The organism is Streptomyces canus (assembly GCF_001514145.1).
Lineage (GTDB): Bacteria > Actinomycetota > Actinomycetes > Streptomycetales > Streptomycetaceae > Streptomyces > Streptomyces canus.
Genome location: NZ_KQ948663.1, coordinates 360,715 through 381,675, shown reverse-complemented (window position 1 = coordinate 381,675; position 20,961 = coordinate 360,715). Strand labels below are relative to the sequence as shown.

The window sequence follows — 20,961 nt, the reverse complement described above, 5'->3', positions numbered from 1 at the left end:
ATCGTCCGGCCCGCCCCTCGCACACGCTCCCGGCCGTCACCCAATGTCAGGCGGATCGATGCGCACCCACACCGCCCCCTCGCTTCCGCTCCCGCCGCGAGCCATCCGTGTAGCCTGCGCCGACTTGAGTGACGACGCCAACGCCGACCCCCTTCCCGGCGGCACCCGCACAAGCGCCCGCTCCCAGCGCTCCCCGGCCGGTGGCGCCCCCACCCTCCGAGGCCCCCCCGCCACCGTCACCGGCAACGGCACAGGCCCCAACACCTCAGCCTCACCAGGCAGTTCCACGGCCGCGAGAAACTCGGCAAGCGCCTCCCCCGTCCCTGACACCGCGGCCATCCGCGACACCGGCGGAAACCCCAACTCGGCCCGCTCCCCCAACTCCCGGACCGCATGCCCCACGGGATCCCACCGCACCAACGCCTGCACAGGCCGCAGCGTCGGCTCGGCAACCACCACCACCGTGCCCCCTGCCTCCTGCGGCCGCACCAGCGCCGACGCCGCGATCCACCGCCGTAGCGCATCCTCCCCGGCCCGCAGATCCGGCCGTCCGAGCATGGCCCACCCGTCCAGCAACAACGCCGCCGCATACCCGCCCTCGGCCACGGGCTCCGCCCCCGGCGTGCTCACCACCAGCGCCGGCGCCCCCGGCACGGTGTCCAGCACATGTTCGCGACCGGACGTCCGCACCGGAACAGCCGGAAACGCCCGCCCCAACTCCTCCGCGGTACGCCGGGCCCCCACCACCTGCGCCCGCAACCGGAAGCCCCCACACTCCGGACAGTGCCAGGCCGCCTCCTCGCGCCCACACCACCCGCACCGCAGCGCCGCCCCGGACTCCTGCCCCTCCAACGGCCCGGCACAGTGCCGACACCGCGCCGGCTCCCGGCAGTTGGCGCAGGCCATCCGCGGCACATACCCCCGGCGCGGCACCTGCACAAGCACCGGCCCGTGCCGCAAGCCCTCCCTGACGGCCTGCCAGGCGAGCGTCGGGAGCCGGGCCGCCCGAGCCGCCTCGTCCCGGGCGAGATCCTGGTCCCCCACGGTCCGCACCAGCGGAGCGACAGCCCGCACCTGCTCCCGCGAGGCGACGAGCGGCCGCGCCCAGCCGCTCTCCACAAGCTGCGCGGCCTCCACCGTGCAGCTCCAACTCCCCAGCAGAAAGCCGCACTTGTCCTGCGCGGCCCGCAGCAACAGCACCTCACGCGCATGCGGCTGCGGGGCATGCGGCTCGCTGTGGCTGTCGTCGCCGTCGTCCCAGAGCGCGACGAGCCCCAGGTCCCGCACCGGGGCGAACATGGCGGCCCGCGTCCCGACCACGGCCCGCACGGCCCCCCGCCGCACGGCCAGCCACTCCCGATACCGCTTCTCGGGCCCGGCGTCGGCGGTCAGGACCGCATGCCGCCCCTCACCCAGCACCGAGGCCAGCGCGGCGTCGACCCGCGCGACGGCCCGCCCGTCCGGCACGACGACGAGCGCCCCCCGACCCGAGGCCAAGGTCGCGGCAACGGCCCGCGCCAGCTCCTCACTCCACTCCGGCCCGGGCAGGGCGTTCCACACCGCGCGCGGTGCGCCCCCCGAGGCCAGCGACTCCAGAAACGCGTCCCCCCGCTCGTACCGCCCCCAGGAGCCCACCTCGGGCGCCGCGGGCGGCGGCAACGGCTCGGGCGAAAGCCGCTGCTCGGCCCGAGCGCTACGCGGCGGGACGGCAAGCTGCAGCACATCCGCCAGACTCCCCGCATACCGGTCGGCGACGGCCCGAGCGAGCCCCAGAAGCTCTTCGCTCAGCACCGGCTCCGGCGAGACGACCTGAGCGAGCGCCGCCAGCGGCCCGGAGTAGTCAGACTCGGCAAGCCGCTCGACCAGAAACCCGTCGATCAGCCCCCCGCCCTCACGCCGCCCGTCCCGGACCCGCCCACGCCCGGCCCCGAACCGCACCCGCACCCGCACCCCCGGCTGCGCATCCGCGTCGAGCTCCTCGGGCACGGCGTAGTCGAAGTACCGGTCAAGATGCAGCACCCCCTTGTCGACCAGCACCCGCGCGACCGGCAGGTCCTTGGCCAACGCGGCCCCCCGCCAGGTCCGCGGCTTGGCCCGCGGCACCTTGGCGTTCCGCACACTCTCCCGAATCAGGGCAAGCTGCTCGGGCTGCGCTCCTTCGGCGCCACCGTCCACGGACCCGTTCTCGCTGCTCACGCTTGCATTCTTACCAAACCCCACTGACAACTGACGCCGCCCGAACCCGAAGGGGCGCGCCGTACAGCCGGTGACGCGCCGAGGCCCGGCGCCCCAAGGGGACACCGGGCCTCGCGGCAAACCACAGGGGGCTTGCTCAGGGACTTACAGACCCGCGGCCTTCTTCAGGGCCTCCACGCGGTCCGTCTTCTCCCACGTGAACTCGGGCAGCTCGCGGCCGAAGTGGCCGTACGCCGCCGTCAGGGAGTAGATCGGACGCAGCAGGTCCAGGTCGCGGATGATGGCGGCCGGACGGAGGTCGAAGACCTCGTCGATGGCCTTCTCGATCTTCTCGGTGTCGATCGTCGCGGTACCGAAGGTCTCCACGAACAGGCCCACGGGCTCGGCCTTGCCGATGGCGTAGGCGACCTGGACCTCGCAGCGGGAGGCGAGACCCGCGGCGACGACGTTCTTGGCGACCCAGCGCATGGCGTACGCGGCCGAGCGGTCGACCTTGGACGGGTCCTTGCCGGAGAAGGCACCGCCGCCGTGGCGGGCCATGCCGCCGTACGTGTCGATGATGATCTTGCGGCCGGTCAGGCCGGCGTCACCCATCGGGCCGCCGATCTCGAAGCGGCCGGTCGGGTTGACCAGGAGGCGGTAGCTCTCCGTATCCAGCTTGATGCCGTCGTCCAGGAGCGCCTTCAGCTCCGGCTCCACGACGAACTCGCGGATGTCCGGGGCGAGCAGGGAGTCCAGGTCGATGTCGGACGCGTGCTGCGAGGAGACGACGACCGTGTCGAGACGGACGGCCTTGTCGCCGTCGTACTCGATGGTGACCTGCGTCTTGCCGTCGGGGCGCAGGTAGGGGATGGTGCCGTTCTTGCGGACCTCGGAGAGGCGCTTCGCCAGGCGGTGCGCCAGGAAGATCGGCAGCGGCATCAGGGTGGGGGTCTCGTCCGTCGCGTAGCCGAACATCAGACCCTGGTCGCCCGCGCCCTGGCGGTCGAGCTCGTCCTCGTCGCCCTCGACCCGGTTCTCGTACGCCGTGTCGACGCCCTGCGCGATGTCCGGGGACTGCGCGCCGATCGACACCGAGACACCGCAGGAGGCGCCGTCGAAGCCCTTCTTCGAGGAGTCGTAACCGATCTCCAGGATCTTGTCGCGCACCAGCTGGGCAATCGGCGCGTAGGTCTTGGTGGTGACCTCACCGGCCACGTGCACCAGGCCGGTCGTGATCAGGGTCTCGACCGCGACCCGGGACGTCGGGTCCTCCTTGAGGAGCGCGTCGAGGATGGTGTCACTGATCTGGTCAGCGATCTTGTCGGGGTGGCCCTCGGTGACGGACTCCGAGGTGAACAGACGACGGGACACAACGCTCCCTGGGGTTGCAGCGGCTGCTGGCTGATCATTGGCGGACGGGCTCGGGGGCTGCGCCCGGCATCGTCCGAGAACAGTTTATCGGTCGTGCTCGGCCACCGGCTCCCCCGTCTCGCCACTCGGGAGTGCTGTGACCTGCGGCACGGGCATTGTGCCCAATGACGAGCGGGCTTGGCCAGGGGCGCCACGCCTCTGTGGCAGAGGATTGTGGGGACCGAGAAGCGAAGGAAACACTCACGTGAGGCGCTGCGCCACCAGATCCCACACGGTTTCGGCCAAGAACTCCTTCGGGCCGTGCGGTACCGGGGTCTCGCTGCCGTCGGCGCCCAGTACCACCGCCTCGTTCTCCTCCGACCCGAAGGTCTTGCGCTCGCCCACCTCGTTGACGACGAGGAGGTCGCAGCCCTTGCGGCGCAGTTTCGTACGACCGTTGGCCAGGACGTCGTCGGTCTCGGCGGCGAAGCCGACTATCACCTGGCCGGGGCGGGCACGCTCGGCCGAGATCTCGGCGAGGATGTCCGGATTCCGCACCAGGACGATCGGCTCGGGGTCCTGACCGTCCTTCTTTTTGATCTTTCCGGCCGCGTAGGTCTGCGGGCGGAAGTCCGCGACCGCCGCCGCCATGACGACCGCGTCGGCGTCGGCCGCCGCCTTCAGGACCGCCTCGCGCAGCTGCACGGCCGTCCCCACGGGGATCACATCCACGCCGGCCGGGTCCGGCATACCGGTGTTCGCCGCGACCAGGGTGACCCGGGCGCCGCGCGCTGCCGCGGTACGGGCGAGGGCGTAGCCCTGCTTGCCGGAGGAGCGGTTGCCGAGGAACCGGACGGGGTCGAGGGGCTCACGGGTGCCGCCGGCGCTCACGACCACGTGCCGGCCCTTGAGGTCGGGCTCGGTGACGCCCCGGGCCAGCACCCGGCGGCAGACCTCGAAGATCTCGGCGGGTTCCGGCAGTCGGCCCTTGCCGGTGTCGACGCCGGTCAGACGGCCGACGGCGGGCTCGATCACGATCGCGCCCCGACGACGCAGTGTCTGCACGTTCTCCTGGGTGGCCGGGTGCTCCCACATCTCGGTGTGCATGGCGGGGGCGAAGACGACCGGGCAGCGGGCCGTCAGGAGGGTGTTGGTGAGGAGGTCGTCCGCCAAGCCGTGCGCCGCCCTGGCGAGGGTGTCCGCGGTCGCCGGGGCCACGACCACCAGGTCGGCGTGCTGCCCGATGCGGACGTGCGGGACCTCGTGGACGTCGTCCCACACCTCGGTCGAGACCGGCTTGCCGGAAAGGGCGGACCAGGTGGCGGCGCCCACGAAGTGCAGTGCGGAGGCGGTGGGAACGACGCGGACGTCGTGACCGGACTCCGTGAGCCTTCTCAGCAGCTCACAGGCCTTGTACGCGGCGATGCCGCCACTGACCCCCAGCACGACCTTCGGCTTGTCCACCATCTCTCCCCGTCTCTCCCCGCTCGGCACCGTACGACTGCGACGTACGGGTCCATCACACACCACAGGCCCGACAGTCGCGCTGCCGGGCCTGTGGATAAGTCAGCGAAAAGCTGAAAGTACTACTACTGCGCCGGGCCCTCGACGGCCTCGGACGTCAGCAGACCCGCGTTGATCTCGCGCAGGGCGATCGAGAGCGGCTTCTCGTGGACATGGGTGTCCACCAGCGGACCGACGTACTCAAGCAGGCCCTCACCGAGCTGCGAGTAGTACGCGTTGATCTGGCGGGCCCGCTTGGCCGCGTAGATCACGAGGCTGTACTTCGAGTCCGTGGCCTCGAGGAGCTCGTCGATCGGCGGGTTGATGATGCCCTCGGGCGCGGAGATGGAAGAGGACACGCTCTACCTTCCGATGGATGGGAAAGATTCAGTGCGATTGATCAAGCCTCAACAAGCAGGCGGGATCACACCACATCCATCAAGGCTAGCAGCTCGCGCGCCACGTCCTCGACGGAGGTGTTGACCAAGGTCACATCGAACTCGGGTTCAGCCGCCAGTTCGACCTTCGCCGCCTCCAGGCGGCGTTCGATCACTTCGGGCGGCTCGGTGCCACGTCCGGTGAGTCTGCGCACGAGCTCCTCCCAGGAGGGAGGAGCCAGGAACACCAACTGGGCGTCCGTCATGGACTCACGGACCTGTCGGGCGCCCTGGAGGTCAATCTCCAGCAGGACGGGCTCACCCGCCTCCAGCCGCTCCAGCACGGCCGCACGCGGCGTGCCGTAGCGGTTGCCGGCGAACTCCGCCCACTCCAGCAGCTCACCGTTGGCGATCAGCTTGTCCATCTCCTCGTCGGTGACGAAGAAGTACTGGACACCGTGCTTCTCGCCGGGGCGGGGCTTGCGGGTCGTCGCCGACACCGAGAGCCAGACCTCGGGGTGTTCCTTGCGCATATGGGCGACGACCGTGCTCTTGCCGACCCCTGAGGGGCCGGAGAGCACGGTCAGCCGCGGACGTTCACTCATGCAGCGATTATTCCAGCAATCCCGGAGTGCCCGGGACTCCCTTCCCGGAGTGACCCGGTTCAGGAACCGGTGCTGCCGAACTCACGCTCCAGCGAAGCGATCTGGTTGGAGCCGAGGCCGCGTACACGACGGCTCTCGGAGATGCCGAGTCGCTCCATGATCTGCTTGGCGCGGACCTTGCCCACGCCCGGCAGGGACTCGAGCAGGGCGGAGACCTTCATCTTGCCGATGACGTCGTTCTCCTGGCCCTGCTTGATGACCTCGTGAAGGGAGGCGCCGGAGTGCTTGAGTCGATTCTTGACCTCGGCCCGCTCCCGGCGAGCCGCGGCGGCCTTTTCGAGCGCGGCTGCGCGCTGTTCAGGGGTAAGGGGCGGAAGAGCCACGCCTACGTCACCTCGGATGTCGATCTTGTCGGATACGGACCGGTGAGGAACCTAGTCGCCCCACACCTGGGGAGCCACGAGCAACACGCTTGCCCGTTCACTCTGCGTCGGAGACTAGCGGGCAAGTCCGCCAGAGTCAGCGAGAACAGCGGAAAAGTCCTGGTCAGCCTCCGCCAGGTCGGACATTTCTGGCATATTGCCCCGGATTTGAGGATGTATTCAGACTCAAGCGGGCCCCGAACCACGCGTCTGAGGACTCGAACGGGGGTGTCGAACATCCGCGACGACCGTCGCGCACGCCTCATCCGGTCCTCGACGGACTCCTCAACCCGTCGGCAGCGCCGACCTGATCTCGTCCGCGAACCGCTCGGCGGACGCGCGCAGCGCACTGACGTCGGGACCGTGCCTCAGCACGCCCCGGCTGACGTTCGGGACGACATTGCGGATCGCCGCCCCGAAGACCCCTGGGAGATCGGCCGGAGTGGCCCCCTGGGCCCCGACGCCGGGCGCGAGGAGCGGACCGTTGATGTCCAGGTCGTAGGACGACAGATCGCCGAGCGTGGCCCCGACGACGGCACCGAAGGACCCGAGGGGCTCCTCCCCCGTGTTCTCGGCGGCCAGATGGGCCAGCATGGTCGCGCCGACGTTCCGGCCGTCCGCGCGGACGGCGTGCTGGACCTCGCCGCCCTCCGGGTTGGACGTCAGCGCGAGCACGAACAGGCCCGCGCCGCTCTCGCGCGCCAGCACGACGGCAGGCGAGAGCGAGCCGTAACCGAGGTACGGCGACACGGTCAGGGCGTCCGAGAACAGCGGGGAGTCCTTGCGCAGGAAGGCCTCGGCGTACGCGGCCATGGTCGAGCCGATGTCACCGCGCTTGGCGTCCATGAGGACCAGTGCGCCGGCCGCGCGGGCCTCCTGGACGGTCTTCTCCAGTACGGCGACACCGCGCGAGCCGAAGCGCTCGAAGAACGCGCTCTGGGGCTTGAACAGGGCGACCCGGTCGGACAGCGCCTCCACGACCGTGCGGCTGAACCGCTCCAGACCGGTCACGTCGTCGTTCAGGCCCCACTCGGTGAGCAGTGAGGCGTGCGGGTCGATCCCCACGCACAGCGGGCCGCGCTCGTCCATGGCTCGGCGCAGGCGTGCGCCGAAGGGCTCGGTCATACCGTTTTCCTCACGTCGGCGCCGACCGCGTCGGCGAGAGTGGCGTACGGGCTCGTGCGCAGGCGCGCGGCGAGCCCCTTGTGGAGGTCGCGAGCGTAAAACGGACCCTCGTAGATGAACGCGCTGTAGCCCTGGACCAGCGTGGCGCCCGCCAGGATGCGCTGCCAGGCGTCCTCGGCGTCCTGGACGCCACCGACGCCCACCAGGGTGATCCGGTCGCCCACGCGCGCGTACAGGCGCCTCAGCACCTCGAGGGAGCGCTCCTTGAGGGGGGCTCCGGACAGGCCGCCCGTCTCGTTCACCAGGGCGGGTGCGGATGTCAGACCGAGTCCCTCGCGCGCGATGGTCGTGTTGGTGGCGATGATGCCGTCCAGGCCGAGTTCGACGGCCAGGTCGGCGACCGCGTCGACGTCCTCGTCGGCGAGGTCGGGCGCGATCTTCACCAGGAGCGGGACGCGACGCGAGGCCACCCTGCGGTCGGCGGCCTCGCGGACAGCGGTCAGGAGCGGACGCAGATGGTCGACGGCCTGGAGGTTGCGCAGGCCGGGCGTGTTGGGCGACGACACGTTCACGACCAGGTAGTCGGCGTACGGCGCCAGCCGCTCCGCCGACTTCACGTAGTCGCCGATCGCCTCGGTCTCCGGGACGGCCTTGGTCTTGCCGATGTTGACGCCCACCACGGTCTTGAAGACCGGCTCACGGGAGGCCAGGCGGGCCGCCACGGCCAGCGAGCCCTCGTTGTTGAAGCCCATGCGGTTGATGAGCGCGCGGTCCTGCACCAGGCGGAACAGCCGCTTCTTTGGGTTACCCGGCTGGGCCTCCCCGGTCACCGTGCCGATCTCGACGTGGTCGAAGCCCAGCATCGTCAAGCCGTCGATCGCGACCGCGTTCTTGTCGAAGCCTGCGGCCAGTCCGAAGGGGCCGTGCATGCGCAGTCCGAAGGCCTCGGTGCGCAGTTCCTTGTGGCGGGGTGCGAGAGCGGCCGCGACGAACGTGCGCAGCACGGGAACGCGGGCGGCCAGGCGGATCCACCGGAAGGCCAGGTGATGGGCCTGCTCGGGGTCCAGGTGCTTGAAGACGAGATGGAAAAAGGTCTTGTACATGGTGTCCTCACCAAGAGGGGGACACCGTTTCCGGTGTCCCCCTCAGGGCTGCTAGTCGCGGGCCGCGGTCAGGTGTTCCGCGTGTTCCTGGAGCGAACGGACGCCCACATCACCGTGGTTGAGGGCGTCGATGCCCTGGACCGCGGCGGCGAGCGCCTGGACCGTCGTCAGACACGGGACCGACCGCGCCACGGCCGCCGTACGGATCTCGTAGCCGTCGAGGCGGCCGCCGGTGCCGTACGGGGTGTTGACGATCAGGTCGACCTCACCGTCGTGGATGAGCTGGACGATGGTCTTCTCGCCGTTCGGGCCGGGGCCCTCGGACTGCTTGCGCACGACGGTGGCGTTGATGCCGTTGCGCTTGAGGACCTCGGCGGTGCCGGAGGTGGCGAGCAGTTCGAAGCCGTGGGCGACCAGTTCGCGCGCCGGGAAGATCATCGAGCGCTTGTCACGGTTGGCGACCGAGATGAACGCACGCCCCTTGGTCGGCAGCGGACCGTAGGCGCCCGCCTGCGACTTGGCGTACGCCGTGCCGAAGACGGAGTCGATGCCCATGACCTCGCCGGTGGAACGCATCTCCGGGCCGAGGACCGTGTCGACGCCGCGGCCGTGGATGTCGCGGAAGCGCGACCACGGCATGACGGCCTCCTTCACGGAGATCGGCGCGTCCAGCGGGAGTTCGCCGCCGTCGCCGGTGGCCGGAAGCAGGCCCTCGGCGCGCAGTTCGGCGACGGTCGCGCCCAGCGAGATCCGGGCGGCGGCCTTGGCGAGCGGCACGGCGGTCGCCTTCGAGGTGAAGGGGACGGTGCGGGACGCGCGCGGGTTGGCCTCCAGGACGTAGAGGATGTCACCGGCCATGGCGAACTGGATGTTGATCAGGCCCCGGACGCCCACCCCGCGCGCGATGGCCTCCGTGGAGGCCCGCAGGCGCTTGATGTCGAAGCCGCCCAGCGTGATCGGCGGCAGTGCGCACGCCGAGTCGCCGGAGTGGATGCCGGCCTCCTCGATGTGCTCCATCACGCCGCCCAGGTAGAGCTCCTGGCCGTCGTAGAGAGCGTCGACGTCGATCTCGATGGCGTCGTCGAGGAAGCGGTCGACCAGGACCGGACGCGAGGGGCTGATCTCGGTCGACTCGGCGATGTAGGCCTCGAGGCGGGTCTCGTCGTAGACGATCTCCATGCCGCGGCCACCGAGGACGTAGGAGGGCCGTACGAGGACCGGGTAGCCGATCTCGTCCGCGATGGCCTTGGCGCCGGCGAAGGTGGTGGCGGTGCCGTGCTTGGGGGCCGGCAGGCCGGCCTCGGCGAGGACGCGGCCGAAGGCGCCGCGGTCCTCGGCGGCGTGGATCGCCTCGGGCGGGGTGCCCACGACCGGCACGCCGTTGTCCTTGAGCGCCTGCGCCAGACCCAGCGGGGTCTGCCCGCCGAGCTGCACGATCACGCCCGCGACCGGACCGGCCTGCTGCTCCGCGTGGACGATCTCCAGGACGTCCTCGAGCGTGAGCGGCTCGAAGTACAGCCGGTCGGAGGTGTCGTAGTCGGTGGAGACGGTCTCGGGGTTGCAGTTGACCATCACCGTCTCGTACCCGGCGTCGGACAGCGCGAAGGAGGCGTGCACGCAGGAGTAGTCGAACTCGATGCCCTGGCCGATGCGGTTCGGGCCGGAGCCCAGGATGATCACCGCGGGCTTGGTCCGGGGCGCGACCTCGCTCTCCTCGTCGTAGGAGGAGTAGAAGTACGGCGTCTTCGCGGCGAACTCGGCGGCGCAGGTGTCGACGGTCTTGTAGACCGGGCGCACACCGAGTGCGTGCCGCACCTCGCGCACGACGTCCTCGCGCAGGCCCCGGATTTCGCCGATCTGCTGGTCGGAGAAGCCGTGCCGCTTGGCCTCGGCGAGGAGATCGGCGTCCAAACGCTCAGCGGAGGCCAGCTCGTCCGCGGTCTCCTTGATCAGGAAGAGCTGGTCGACGAACCAGGGGTCGATCTTCGTGTACGCGAAGACCTCCTCCGGCGTGGCGCCCGCGCGGATGGCCTGCATGACGGTGTTGACACGGCCGTCGGTGGGCCGTACGGCCTCCTCCAGGAGGGCGGTCCTGTCGCCGGGCTCGCCCACGAAGGTGAACTGGCTGCCCTTCTTCTCCAGCGAGCGCAGTGCCTTCTGGAAGGCCTCGGTGAAGTTGCGGCCGATCGCCATGGCCTCGCCGACCGACTTCATGGTGGTCGTCAGCGTCGAATCGGCGGACGGGAACTTCTCGAAGGCGAACCGCGGGGCCTTGACCACCACGTAGTCGAGCGTCGGCTCGAAGGAGGCCGGGGTCTGTTCGGTGATGTCGTTCGGGATCTCGTCCAGCGTGTAGCCGACGGCGAGCTTCGCGGCGATCTTGGCGATCGGGAAGCCGGTCGCCTTGGACGCGAGCGCCGAGGAGCGGGACACGCGCGGGTTCATCTCGATGACGATGACGCGGCCGTCCTCGGGGTCCACCGCGAACTGGATGTTGCAGCCGCCGGTGTCGACGCCGACCTCGCGGATGATCGCGATGCCGACGTCGCGCAGTACCTGGTACTCGCGGTCGGTCAGCGTCATCGCGGGGGCGACGGTGATCGAGTCGCCGGTGTGCACGCCCATGGGGTCGAAGTTCTCGATGGAGCAGACGACCACGACGTTGTCGTGCTTGTCGCGCATCAGCTCCAGTTCGTACTCCTTCCAGCCGAGGATGGACTCCTCCAGGAGCACCTCGGTGGTCGGCGAGAGCGTGAGGCCCTGTCCGGCGATGCGGCGCAGTTCCTCCTCGTTGTGCGCGAAGCCGGAGCCGGCGCCGCCCATGGTGAAGGACGGGCGGACGACGACGGGGTAGCCGCCGAGCGTCTCGACGCCCTGCAGGACGTCGTCCATGGAGTGGCAGATGACCGAGCGGGCGGACTCGCCGTGCCCGATCTTCTTGCGGACCTCCTCCACGACGTCCTTGAACAGGTCGCGGTCCTCGCCCTTGTTGATCGCCTCGACGTTGGCGCCGATCAGCTCGACGCCGTACTTGTCGAGGGTCCCGGCGTCATGCAGCGAGATCGCCGTGTTGAGGGCGGTCTGGCCGCCCAGGGTGGGCAGCAGGGCGTCGGGGCGCTCCTTGGCGATGATCTTCTCGACGAACTCCGGGGTGATCGGCTCGACGTAGGTGGCGTCGGCGATCTCCGGGTCGGTCATGATCGTCGCCGGGTTGGAGTTGACCAGGATCACCCTGAGGCCCTCGGCCTTCAGGACCCGGCACGCCTGCGTGCCGGAGTAGTCGAACTCGGCGGCCTGGCCGATGACGATCGGGCCGGAGCCGATGACCAGGACGGACTGGATATCGGTGCGCTTAGGCACGCTGGCCCTCCATCAGAGATACGAAGCGGTCGAACAAGTAGGCGGCGTCGTGCGGACCCGCTGCCGCTTCGGGGTGGTACTGGACGGAGAAGGCCGGCTGGTCGAGCAGCTGGAGCCCCTCCACGACGTCGTCGTTCAGGCAGACGTGGGAGACCTCGGCACGGCCGAACTCGGTCTCGCTGACCTTGTCGAGCGGCGCGTCCACGGCGAATCCGTGATTGTGCGCGGTGACCTCGACCTTGCCGGTGGTCCGGTCCTGTACGGGCTGGTTGATGCCCCGGTGGCCGTACTTCAGCTTGTAGGTGCCGAAGCCGAGCGCGCGGCCGAGGATCTGGTTGCCGAAGCAGATGCCGAACAGGGGCGTCCTGCGCTCCAGGACGGCGGTCATCAGCGCGACCGGTCCGTCGGCGGTGGCCGGGTCGCCGGGCCCGTTGGAGAAGAAGACTCCGTCGGGGGAGACGGCGTAGACGTCCTCCGCGGTGGCCGTGGCCGGCAGTACGTGCACCTCGATGCCGCGCTCGGCCATGCGGTGCGGGGTCATGCCCTTGATGCCGAGGTCGATCGCGGCGACCGTGAACTTCTTCTCGCCGACCGCGGGGACGACGTACGCCTCCTTGGTGGCGACCTCCTCGTAGAGCGAGGCGCCCTTCATGTGCGGCTGGGCCTGCACGCGCGCGACGAGTTCGGGCTCGGTGGCGATCGCCTCGCCGGAGAAGATCCCGGCACGCATCGAGCCGCGCTCGCGCAGGTGGCGGGTGAGCGCGCGGGTGTCGATGCCGGAGATCCCGACGATGTTCTGCGCGACCAGCTCGTCGTCCAGGGAGCGCTTGGCGCGCCAGTTGGACGGCACGCGCGCGGGGTCGCGCACGACGTAGCCGGAGACCCAGATGCGGGCCGACTCGTCGTCCTCGTCGTTCCAGCCGGTGTTGCCGATCTGCGGGGCGGTCGCGACGACGATCTGGCGGTCGTACGACGGGTCGGTCAGGGTCTCCTGGTAGCCGGTCATGCCGGTGGAGAAGACGGCCTCGCCGAAGGTCTCCCCCACGGCCCCGTAGGAACGGCCGCGGAAGATCCGCCCGTCCTCCAGGACGAGTACCGCAGGAGCCTTCGAGGCCCCCCTTGTGGAGGTCGTCATCGTGCGCCTTCCGTTTCCGTCTTGTTGATCATGGAGTTAATGGCGTCGACCCAGTCGGTGTGCTCGGCCGCGTGGTCGGAGCGGAACCCTGAGTCGATCAGACGCTCGCCGTGGGCCCAGGTCACCACGAGGAGCCCGCCCTCGGTCAGGACCTTGCCGGCGATGCCCTTGCCGAGCACCGCCTCCCGCAGAGCCTCGCGCGGGATGAAGAAGTCGGTCGCGCCCGGGCGCACGACGTCCAGTCCCGCGTCCGTCAGCGTGAGCTCGACCCGGCTGCGGGCGCCCAGGCCGTGCGCCACGATCCGGTCGAGCCACTGCCCCGCGGTGGTGGAGCCGTGGTAGCGGCCGCTCATGCCCAGTCTCGCCGGGCCGGGGTCGTCCGGCGCGGTGGGCAGCTCGGGCAGGTCGCCCTGGAGCGTGCCGCGCCACTTCCAGCCCTCGCGCATCAGCCAGTAGACGAGCGCGACGAAGAGGGCGAGACCGACGAGCCAGCCGACGCGGGCGGCCCAGTCGGTGACCTCGGCCGACTTCTTCTCGGCGGCGAGGCCGGTGGCGAGTCCGTTGGCGAGCAGAGTTGCAGGTGTCACGTGAGCTTCCCGTCGACGAGCGTGGCCTTGCCCCGGAGCCACGTGTGCGTGACACGGCCCGGCAGCTCACGCCCCTCGTACGGAGTGTTGCGGCTGCGCGAGGCGAAGCCCGCGGGGTCCACGGACCCACGGTATTCCGTGTCGACGAGCATGAGGTTGGCGGGCTCACCAGCCGAGACGGGACGCCCGTGCCCCCGCGCCTGCCCGATCGCGGCGGGCTTGAAGGACATGCGCTCGGCGACCCCGGCCCAGTCGAGGAGCCCGGTGTCCACCATGGTCTCCTGCACCACTGACAACGCGGTCTCCAGGCCGACCATGCCCATGGCGGCCGCGGCCCACTCGCAGTCCTTGTCCTCGTGCGGGTGCGGGGCGTGGTCGGTGGCGACGATGTCGATGGTGCCGTCGGCCAGGGCCTCGCGCAGGGCGAGCACGTCCCGCTGGGTGCGCAGCGGCGGGTTCACCTTGTAGACCGGGTTGTACGACCGGACCAGCTCGTCGGTGAGGAGCAGGTGGTGCGGGGTGACCTCGGCGGTGACGTCGATGCCGCGGGACTTGGCCCAGCGGACGATCTCGACGGACCCCGCGGTCGACAGGTGGCAGATGTGGACGCGGGAGCCGACGTGCTCGGCGAGCAGGACATCCCGGGCGATGATCGATTCTTCGGCCACCGCGGGCCAGCCCCCGAGCCCCAGCTCGGCGGAGACGACGCCCTCGTTCATCTGGGCGCCCTCGGTCAGCCGCGGCTCCTGGGCGTGCTGGGCGACGACCCCGCCGAAGGCCTTCACGTACTCCAGCGCGCGCCGCATGATCACGGCGTCGTCGACGCACTTGCCGTCGTCGGAGAAGACGGTCACACCGGCGGCCGACTCGTGCATGGCACCGAGCTCGGCGAGCTTGCGGCCCTCCAGTCCGACGGTGACCGCACCGATGGGCTGGACGTCGCAGTAGCCGTGCTGCTGGCCGAGCCGGTAGACCTGCTCGACCACACCGGCGGTGTCGGCGACCGGGAAGGTGTTGGCCATGGCGAACACGGCGGTGTAACCGCCGGAGGCCGCCGCGCGCGTGCCCGTCAGCACGGTCTCGGAGTCCTCGCGGCCCGGTTCACGCAGATGGGTGTGCAGGTCGACCAGGCCCGGCAGGAGCACCTTTCCGGCCGCGTCGACGACCTCGGCGCCCTCGGCTGAAAGCCCCGCCCCGACCGCCTCGATGGCCGAGCCGTCGATCAGCACGTCCTGCGGCTCGCCGCCGAGGACCTTCGCACCACGGATCAGGATCTTGCTCATGTGACTTACTTCTCCTCGATACGGGTGGGGGAGACGGCGGGCACGTTCTTGGAATCGACCACAGCGCCACCGAGCAGCAGATACAGAACGGCCATCCGGATGGAGACTCCGTTTGCGACCTGCTCGACGACGGTGCAGCGGTCGGAGTCGGCGACCTCGGCGGTGATCTCCATGCCGCGGACCATCGGGCCGGGGTGCATCACGATGGCGTGCTCCGGCATCCGCGCCATGCGGTCGCCGTCCAGGCCGTAGCGCCGCGAGTACTCGCGCTCGGTCGGGAAGAACGCGGCGTTCATCCGCTCGCGCTGCACGCGCAGCATCATCACCGCGTCGGACTTGGCGAGGGTGCTGTCGAGGTCGTACGCGATCTCGCAGGGCCAGGTCTCGACGCCGACCGGCACCAGGGTGGGCGGGGCGACGAGGGTGACCTCGGCGCCGAGGGTGTGCAGCAGGTCGACGTTGGAGCGGGCGACCCGGCTGTGCAGGATGTCACCGACGATCGTGATGCGCTTGCCGGAGAGGTCCTGACCGATCCCCGCGTCCCGGCCGACGAGCCGGCGGCGCATGGTGAACGCGTCCAGCAGGGCCTGGGTGGGGTGCTGGTGGGTGCCGTCACCGGCGTTGATGACGGCCGCGTCGATCCAGCCGGAGGTGGCGAGGCGGTACGGCGCCCCCGAGGCGCCGTGGCGGATGACGACGGCGTCGACGCCCATGGCCTCCAGGGTCTGGGCGGTGTCCTTGAGGGACTCGCCCTTGGACACGCTGGAGCCCTTGGCGGTGAAGTTGATGACGTCCGCCGACAGACGCTTCTCGGCGGCTTCGAAGGAGATACGCGTGCGCGTGGAGTCCTCGAAGAAGAGGTTGACGATCGTGCGGCCGCGCAGGGTCGGCAGCTTCTTGATCGGCCGGTCGGCGACCCGGGCCATCTCCTCGGCGGTGTCGAGGATCAGGACGGCGTCGTCGCGGGTGAGATCGGCGGCCGAGATGAGATGACGCTGCATCTTTCAGGCTCCGTAAGGCAGTTCAGGATCGGGAGATTCCGGGCAGGCGAGGGCACGCCGGAAGGGGCGTACCCGGTCCGTCTGCTGCTAGGTCTGCTTCACACCGAGCAGCACGGTGTCGCGACCGTCCTCCTCGGCGAGCTGGACCTTGACCGTCTCCCGCAGCGACGTGGGGAGGTTCTTGCCGACGTAGTCGGCGCGGATGGGCAGTTCGCGGTGGCCTCTGTCGACGAGGACCGCGAGCTGCACCGCGCGGGGGCGCCCGATGTCGTTCAGGGCGTCCAGGGCGGCGCGGATGGTGCGGCCGGAGAAGAGCACGTCGTCGACGAGGACGACCAGACGGCCGTCGATGCCGTCACCGGGAATCTCGGTGCGGGCCAGCGCACGCGGCGGGTGCATGCGCAGATCGTCGCGGTACATGGTGATGTCGAGCGAACCGACCGGAATCCGGCGGTCGGTGATCTCCTCGAGCTTGACGGCGAGCCGCTGGGCGAGGAAGACGCCTCGGGTGGGGATGCCGAGGAGCACCACGTCGTCGGCGCCCTTGGCGCGTTCGACGATCTCGTGGGCGATACGGGTCAGCACGCGCGCGATGTCGGGGCCCTCGAGAACGGGCCGGGCATCGGACGCCTGGTGGTCGGAAGTGTCCTGCTTGTCCATACGAAACGGACCTCCTTCTCCGCCTCACGGGACGGACCTTAAAGGACGTCGGATTTGCGCCATCCACGGTAGCAGGCCGGAACGAGGTCCCTGATCACCCCCTTGGCCCAATCAGCCACCACTCTCACGGAAGCGTCGGTGTGGACCATTCGGCTTGACGCGCAAGAGTCACGCTGCGTAACCTCACAGTGAGTTACCAGACGCGCGGCTCGAAACCACTGCGGCCGCGTCGATCCAGTGTCCGGGGAGCCATATGTCCAGCGAATACGCCAAACAGCTCGGGGCCAAGCTCCGGGCCATCCGCACCCAGCAGGGCCTTTCCCTCCACGGTGTCGAGGAGAAGTCCCAGGGACGCTGGAAGGCGGTCGTGGTCGGTTCGTACGAGCGCGGCGACCGCGCGGTGACGGTGCAGCGTCTTGCCGAGTTGGCGGATTTCTACGGCGTTCCGGTGCAGGAGCTGCTGCCCGGCACCACTCCGGGCGGGGCTGCCGAGCCGCCGCCGAAGCTGGTCCTGGACCTGGAGCGGCTGGCCCACGTCCCGGCCGAGAAGGCCGGCCCCCTCCAGCGCTATGCGGCGACCATCCAGTCCCAGCGTGGTGACTACAACGGCAAGGTGCTCTCGATCCGCCAGGACGACCTGCGCACACTCGCCGTCATCTACGACCAGTCCCCCTCGGTCCTCACCGAGCAGCTGATCAGCTGGGGCGTGCTGGACGCGGACGCGCGTCGCGCGGTGTCCCACGAGGACAGCTGAGCCGCTCCCAGCCTCAGCAGAAACGTGCCGCCGGGGTGGCCGGAACTTCACCGTTCCGGCCACCCCGGCGGCTTTCTGCGCGCCTTGCGGGCCCTGCGCGTACGCAGACGCCTGAGGGCCCGCAGCGGTCTCGCTGCGGGCCCTCAGGCGTTTCGCGCTCGTACACGTCGTGCCGACGCGGTCCTACGCCTCGTCCCGGCGCAGCGAAGGCTTCAGGTCCTTGAGCCGGCCCAGCAGGCCGTTCACGAACGAGGGCGACTCGTCCGTGGAGAACTCCTTCGCCAGCTGCACCATCTCGTCGAGCACCACCGCGTCCGGGGTCTCGTCGGCCCAGATCAGCTCATGGGCGCCCAGACGCAGGATGTTGCGGTCGACGACCGGCATCCGGTCCAGCGTCCAGCCGACCGAGTACTGAGCGATCAGCTCGTCGATGCGCTTCGCGTGCTCCGCGTAGCCCTCGACCAGCTGCATCGTGTACTCGCTCACCGGCGGCTGCCGGGTGTCTTCCCGGGAAAGCCGGATCCAGTCCGCCAGGACCGTCAGGACGTCGACTCCGCGCTGGTCGCCCTCGAAGAGGATCTGGAAGGCGCGCTTGCGGGCCGTGTTGCGGGCAGCCACGGTTAGCTGTTCACCCGGCCGAGGTAGTCGCTCGTGCGGGTGTCGACCTTGATCTTCTCACCGGTGGTGATGAAGAGCGGGACCTGGATCTGGTGACCGGTCTCCAGGGTGGCGGGCTTGGTGCCGCCGGTGGAGCGGTCGCCCTGCAGGCCCGGCTCGGTCTCCTGGACGACGAGCTCGACGGCGGCCGGCAGCTCGACGAAGAGCACCTCGCCCTCGTGCTGCGCCACGGTGGCGGTGAAGCCCTCGATCAGGAAGTTGGCGGCGTCGCCGACGGCCTTGCGGTCGATCATCAGCTGGTCGTAGGTCTCCATGTCCATGAAGACGAAGTACTCGCCGTCCATGTACGAGAACTGCATGTCGCGCTTGTCGACAGTGGCCGTCTCGACCTTGACGCCGGCGTTGAACGTCTTGTCGACGACCTTGCCGGACAGCACGTTCTTGAGCTTGGTGCGCACGAAGGCCGGGCCCTTGCCGGGCTTGACGTGCTGGAACTCGACGACGGACCAGAGCTGGCCGCCTTCGAGCTTGAGCACCAGGCCGTTCTTGAGGTCGTTCGTGGAAGCCACGGTTGCGGAATCTCCTGGACTGACGTGGACGACCCCGGCGCACGCACTCCTACAGCGCGAGCAGCTCCTTGGTCGTGATGGTGAGTAGCTCGGGTCCGCCGTCCGCCTCGGGGCGTACGACGAGCGTGTCATCGATCCGGACGCCGCCCCGTCCCGGGAGGTGGACCCCCGGTTCGACGGTGACCGGCACGCAAGCGTCCAGTTTACCCATGGCCGCGGGGGCCAACTGCGGGTCCTCGTCGATTTCCAGTCCGACACCGTGTCCGGTGAGGGTCGGGAGGCCCTCGTGGTGGCCCGCGGACTCCAGTACCTGGCGGGCAGCACGGTCCACGTCCCGGTAGGCCGCACCGGGTGTCAGCGACTCGCGTCCGGCCCGCTGAGCGGCGAAGACGAGGTCGTACAGATCGATCTGCCAGTCGGCGGGGGACGTACCGATGACGAAGGTACGACCGATCTCGCAGCGGTATCCGCGATAGCTCGCGCCCAGGCAGACGGAGAGGAAATCGCCCTCTTCGACACGGCGGTCGGTGGGACGGTGGCCGGGGCGGCCGGCGTTCGGGCCGGTACCCACGGACGTGGCGAAGGCCGGGCCGTCGGCGCCGTGATCGACGAGACGCCGCTCCAGTTCGAGGGCGAGATGCCGCTCGGTGCGGCCGACGAGGATGGACTCCAGGAGTTCTCCCAGTGCCTGGTCGGCGATCTCGGCGCCGATGCGCAGACAGGAGATCTCCTCCTCGTCCTTGATGATCCGGAGCTGTTCGACCGCGCCCGCGAGGTCCGCTAGGCGCAGCCGCGGGACGACCGAGCGGATGGCTCGGTGGCGCTCGACGGTGAGGTGGTGTTCCTCGACGGCGAGGGATCCGGCGTGCTGCCCCGCCGCGAGGTCGGCCGCGGCGACGGCCGGGTCGCCGGCGGCGCCGGGGAGGGTGTGGATCCGCAGGGCCTCGTCGGGACGGCCGTCCATGCGGTCGTCCAGCGGGCCGGGGCAGAGCAGGACGTCCTCGCTGGCGCCGAGCAGGAGGACGGCGCCGCGGGGGGCGGTGCCCGCGAGGTAGCGGACGTTGGCGGGGCGGGAGATCAGCGCGGTGGCGCTGCCGCCGGCTTGGCAGCGGGCCCTGAGCTTCGTTCTCCGGGTGACGTACACCTCTGACATGACACGAGCGTAGGAGTCATACGAGTGCGGCGCCGTTCGGGAGAGGCCGAGTGGGGGTTCGTCGTCGGCTCCTGCGATCACCAGCTCGGTGGGCTCGCGATCGACCGCGCCAGCACGTCGTCCAGGACCCTTGCCGTCTGGGCCACGTCCATCTGACTGTTGTCGATGATCGGCAGGCCCGAGCCGTACCACCCGGCCATCCGGCCGTGGATCCGGGCGACCTCTTCGTCGGTCAGGCGGCGGTTGCCCGAGCGTTCGGCGTTGCGTTCCAGGACGATCTCCAGGCCGGGCAGCAGGACCACCGGCAGCAGTCCCGGGCCGACGTGCCGCTTCCAGCCGCCGAGGCCGACCACCGGACGGTCGGGGAAGACGGCGTCGTCGAGGATGCAGGAGATGCCGTTGGCCAGGAAGTTGCGGGCGGCGAAGCCGCAGGTGCGGCGAGCGAGGCGGTACTGGGCCTCGGAGTGGTCGTTCCAGCCGGACTGGGGGTCGGCGAAGCCCGAGCGGACCCACTCCCGCACGTCGTCGAGGCTGATGTGGGCGGTGGGGACCCTGCGGTGGTCGGCCCAGTACTTGGCGACGCTCGTCTTGCCGGCGCCCGCCGGACCGATGAGCAGCACGGCGAGGGTGGTGCCCGCGGGGTCGGGCACGGCGGCGGGCGGGGCGCTGGGGGCGCTCACGGGGGCGCCGGGCGGCAGCGGCACATGGCCGGTGGTGTCCGGTACCGGCGCGGGTGAGTGCTGCGGTGCGGGCGGGACCGGGGAGTGCTGCGGCGTCGGCGGAACCGGGGCCGGGGCGAAACCGGGTGCCGGAGGCGGTGGGGGCACCGGGGCGGAACCCTGGTGCGCGCCCGGGTGATGCGGTCCCGGGTGGTGTGCGGCCGGCGACCAGCCGGCGGCGGGTCCGTGCCCCGGCTGGTGGGGCGGCGGCAGCGGAGAACCCACTGCGTGCTGCATCCGGTGCCACTCCGTCTCGTCTTTTCGGCTTGCTCGCCTCAGGGGCGCTCGCGTCGGTGCCGGAAGCCGACCGTGCTCGGCCCGAAGGCCTGTGCTCGCTCGTCCTCTCGTCTCCGACGCGCCCCTCCGGCTCATTTGCGGCAGGCTGATCGGCGCTGGTTACGGGGTGGTGCATACCCCGCTCGTCACCGAACGGTACCGTCCCCGGCCTTCCTTTGGTGA

At 70.2% G+C, this 20,961-nt stretch carries 19 protein-coding genes; 1 reads left to right on the top strand and 18 read right to left on the bottom strand.

The annotated features are described in order from the left end of the window. Positions 1 to 36 precede the first annotated feature (36 nt). The 14 genes from AQJ46_RS26540 to pyrR form a co-directional block, all read right to left on the bottom strand. Positions 37 to 2,196 carry a primosomal protein N' gene (locus AQJ46_RS26540; protein WP_059207972.1) on the bottom strand — a complete coding sequence of 720 codons (2,160 nt, stop codon included), beginning with the start codon at positions 2,194 to 2,196 and terminating at the stop codon, positions 37 to 39. A gap of 144 nt (positions 2,197 to 2,340) precedes the next feature. Then, a complete protein-coding gene (metK, locus tag AQJ46_RS26535; protein ID WP_057614147.1) occupies positions 2,341 to 3,549 on the bottom strand; it encodes a methionine adenosyltransferase in 1,209 nt (402 codons plus the stop codon). Positions 3,550 to 3,789: 240 nt separating this feature from the next. After that, positions 3,790 to 4,992, bottom strand: coding sequence for a bifunctional phosphopantothenoylcysteine decarboxylase/phosphopantothenate--cysteine ligase CoaBC (gene coaBC / locus AQJ46_RS26530; protein WP_059208050.1), 1,203 nt, complete (start codon positions 4,990 to 4,992; stop codon positions 3,790 to 3,792). Between the two features lie 125 nt (positions 4,993 to 5,117). Next, positions 5,118 to 5,390: a DNA-directed RNA polymerase subunit omega gene (gene rpoZ, locus AQJ46_RS26525; protein ID WP_003988945.1), complete on the bottom strand. Its 273-nt coding sequence runs from the start codon at positions 5,388 to 5,390 to the stop codon at positions 5,118 to 5,120. Positions 5,391 to 5,455: 65 nt separating this feature from the next. Further along, positions 5,456 to 6,013: a guanylate kinase gene (gene gmk, locus AQJ46_RS26520; RefSeq protein WP_057614149.1), complete on the bottom strand. Its 558-nt coding sequence runs from the start codon at positions 6,011 to 6,013 to the stop codon at positions 5,456 to 5,458. Between the two features lie 59 nt (positions 6,014 to 6,072). Further along, on the bottom strand, positions 6,073 to 6,396 hold the full coding sequence (locus AQJ46_RS26515) for an integration host factor (RefSeq protein WP_003977346.1): 324 nt from the start codon (positions 6,394 to 6,396) through the stop codon (positions 6,073 to 6,075). A 324-nt stretch (positions 6,397 to 6,720) separates the two neighbouring features. Further along, complete coding sequence (gene pyrF / locus AQJ46_RS26510) at positions 6,721 to 7,560, bottom strand: orotidine-5'-phosphate decarboxylase (RefSeq protein ID WP_059207971.1); 840 nt, start codon at positions 7,558 to 7,560, stop codon at positions 6,721 to 6,723. Beyond that, positions 7,557 to 8,663 carry a quinone-dependent dihydroorotate dehydrogenase gene (locus AQJ46_RS26505; protein WP_059207970.1) on the bottom strand — a complete coding sequence of 369 codons (1,107 nt, stop codon included), beginning with the start codon at positions 8,661 to 8,663 and terminating at the stop codon, positions 7,557 to 7,559. Before AQJ46_RS26505 ends, pyrF begins: the two co-directional genes overlap by 4 nt. A 51-nt stretch (positions 8,664 to 8,714) precedes the next feature. Then, positions 8,715 to 12,023 (bottom strand): carbamoyl-phosphate synthase large subunit, encoded by a 3,309-nt coding sequence (gene carB, locus AQJ46_RS26500; RefSeq protein ID WP_059207969.1) that lies wholly within the window; start codon positions 12,021 to 12,023, stop codon positions 8,715 to 8,717. After that, positions 12,016 to 13,158, bottom strand: coding sequence for a glutamine-hydrolyzing carbamoyl-phosphate synthase small subunit (carA, locus tag AQJ46_RS26495; RefSeq protein ID WP_059207968.1), 1,143 nt, complete (start codon positions 13,156 to 13,158; stop codon positions 12,016 to 12,018). The genes carB and carA overlap by 8 nt, the downstream gene beginning before the upstream one ends. Next, complete coding sequence (locus tag AQJ46_RS26490) at positions 13,155 to 13,745, bottom strand: PH-like domain-containing protein (protein ID WP_059207967.1); 591 nt, start codon at positions 13,743 to 13,745, stop codon at positions 13,155 to 13,157. Before AQJ46_RS26490 ends, carA begins: the two co-directional genes overlap by 4 nt. Then, on the bottom strand, positions 13,742 to 15,028 hold the full coding sequence (locus AQJ46_RS26485) for a dihydroorotase (RefSeq protein WP_059207966.1): 1,287 nt from the start codon (positions 15,026 to 15,028) through the stop codon (positions 13,742 to 13,744). Before AQJ46_RS26485 ends, AQJ46_RS26490 begins: the two co-directional genes overlap by 4 nt. Positions 15,029 to 15,033: 5 nt before the next feature. Next, positions 15,034 to 16,029 (bottom strand): aspartate carbamoyltransferase catalytic subunit, encoded by a 996-nt coding sequence (locus AQJ46_RS26480; protein WP_057614156.1) that lies wholly within the window; start codon positions 16,027 to 16,029, stop codon positions 15,034 to 15,036. Positions 16,030 to 16,116: 87 nt separating this feature from the next. Beyond that, positions 16,117 to 16,689, bottom strand: coding sequence for a bifunctional pyr operon transcriptional regulator/uracil phosphoribosyltransferase PyrR (gene pyrR / locus AQJ46_RS26475; protein ID WP_057614157.1), 573 nt, complete (start codon positions 16,687 to 16,689; stop codon positions 16,117 to 16,119). A 253-nt stretch (positions 16,690 to 16,942) separates the two neighbouring features. On the opposite strand from pyrR, the gene bldD reads away from it, so the two are divergent. Further along, positions 16,943 to 17,443, top strand: coding sequence for a transcriptional regulator BldD (gene bldD / locus AQJ46_RS26470; RefSeq protein WP_007380685.1), 501 nt, complete (start codon positions 16,943 to 16,945; stop codon positions 17,441 to 17,443). A gap of 183 nt (positions 17,444 to 17,626) precedes the next feature. Here the strand turns inward: bldD and nusB are convergent, their stop codons facing one another. The 4 genes from nusB to AQJ46_RS26450 all read right to left on the bottom strand — a co-directional run bounded on the left by nusB (position 17,627) and on the right by AQJ46_RS26450 (position 20,739). Continuing rightward, entirely contained in the window at positions 17,627 to 18,061 is a 435-nt protein-coding gene (gene nusB, locus AQJ46_RS26465; protein WP_057614158.1) for a transcription antitermination factor NusB, read from the bottom strand. Between the two features lie 2 nt (positions 18,062 to 18,063). Then, on the bottom strand, positions 18,064 to 18,630 hold the full coding sequence (gene efp / locus AQJ46_RS26460; protein ID WP_057614159.1) for an elongation factor P: 567 nt from the start codon (positions 18,628 to 18,630) through the stop codon (positions 18,064 to 18,066). Positions 18,631 to 18,679: 49 nt separating this feature from the next. Then, a complete protein-coding gene (locus AQJ46_RS26455) occupies positions 18,680 to 19,783 on the bottom strand; it encodes an aminopeptidase P family protein (RefSeq protein WP_059208049.1) in 1,104 nt (367 codons plus the stop codon). Positions 19,784 to 19,860: 77 nt separating this feature from the next. Then, on the bottom strand, positions 19,861 to 20,739 hold the full coding sequence (locus AQJ46_RS26450; protein WP_079072430.1) for a Pro-rich N-terminal domain-containing protein: 879 nt from the start codon (positions 20,737 to 20,739) through the stop codon (positions 19,861 to 19,863). Between the last annotated feature and the right edge of the window lie 222 nt (positions 20,740 to 20,961).

Bases quoted from the DNA above. Each gene is read 5' to 3' on its own strand.
- gmk (WP_057614149.1), bottom strand. From the start codon at position 6,013: ATGAGTGAACGTCCGCGGCTGACCGTGCTCTCCGGCCCCTCAGGGGTC.
- pyrF (WP_059207971.1), bottom strand. From the start codon at position 7,560: ATGACCGAGCCCTTCGGCGCACGCCTGCGCCGAGCCATGGACGAGCGC.
- AQJ46_RS26505 (WP_059207970.1), bottom strand. From the start codon at position 8,663: ATGTACAAGACCTTTTTCCATCTCGTCTTCAAGCACCTGGACCCCGAG.
- carA (WP_059207968.1), bottom strand. From the start codon at position 13,158: ATGACGACCTCCACAAGGGGGGCCTCGAAGGCTCCTGCGGTACTCGTC.
- AQJ46_RS26485 (WP_059207966.1), bottom strand. From the start codon at position 15,028: ATGAGCAAGATCCTGATCCGTGGTGCGAAGGTCCTCGGCGGCGAGCCG.
- AQJ46_RS26480 (WP_057614156.1), bottom strand. From the start codon at position 16,029: ATGCAGCGTCATCTCATCTCGGCCGCCGATCTCACCCGCGACGACGCC.
- pyrR (WP_057614157.1), bottom strand. From the start codon at position 16,689: ATGGACAAGCAGGACACTTCCGACCACCAGGCGTCCGATGCCCGGCCC.
- bldD (WP_007380685.1), top strand. From the start codon at position 16,943: ATGTCCAGCGAATACGCCAAACAGCTCGGGGCCAAGCTCCGGGCCATC.
- AQJ46_RS26455 (WP_059208049.1), bottom strand. From the start codon at position 19,783: ATGTCAGAGGTGTACGTCACCCGGAGAACGAAGCTCAGGGCCCGCTGC.
- AQJ46_RS26450 (WP_079072430.1), bottom strand. From the start codon at position 20,739: ATGCAGCACGCAGTGGGTTCTCCGCTGCCGCCGCCCCACCAGCCGGGG.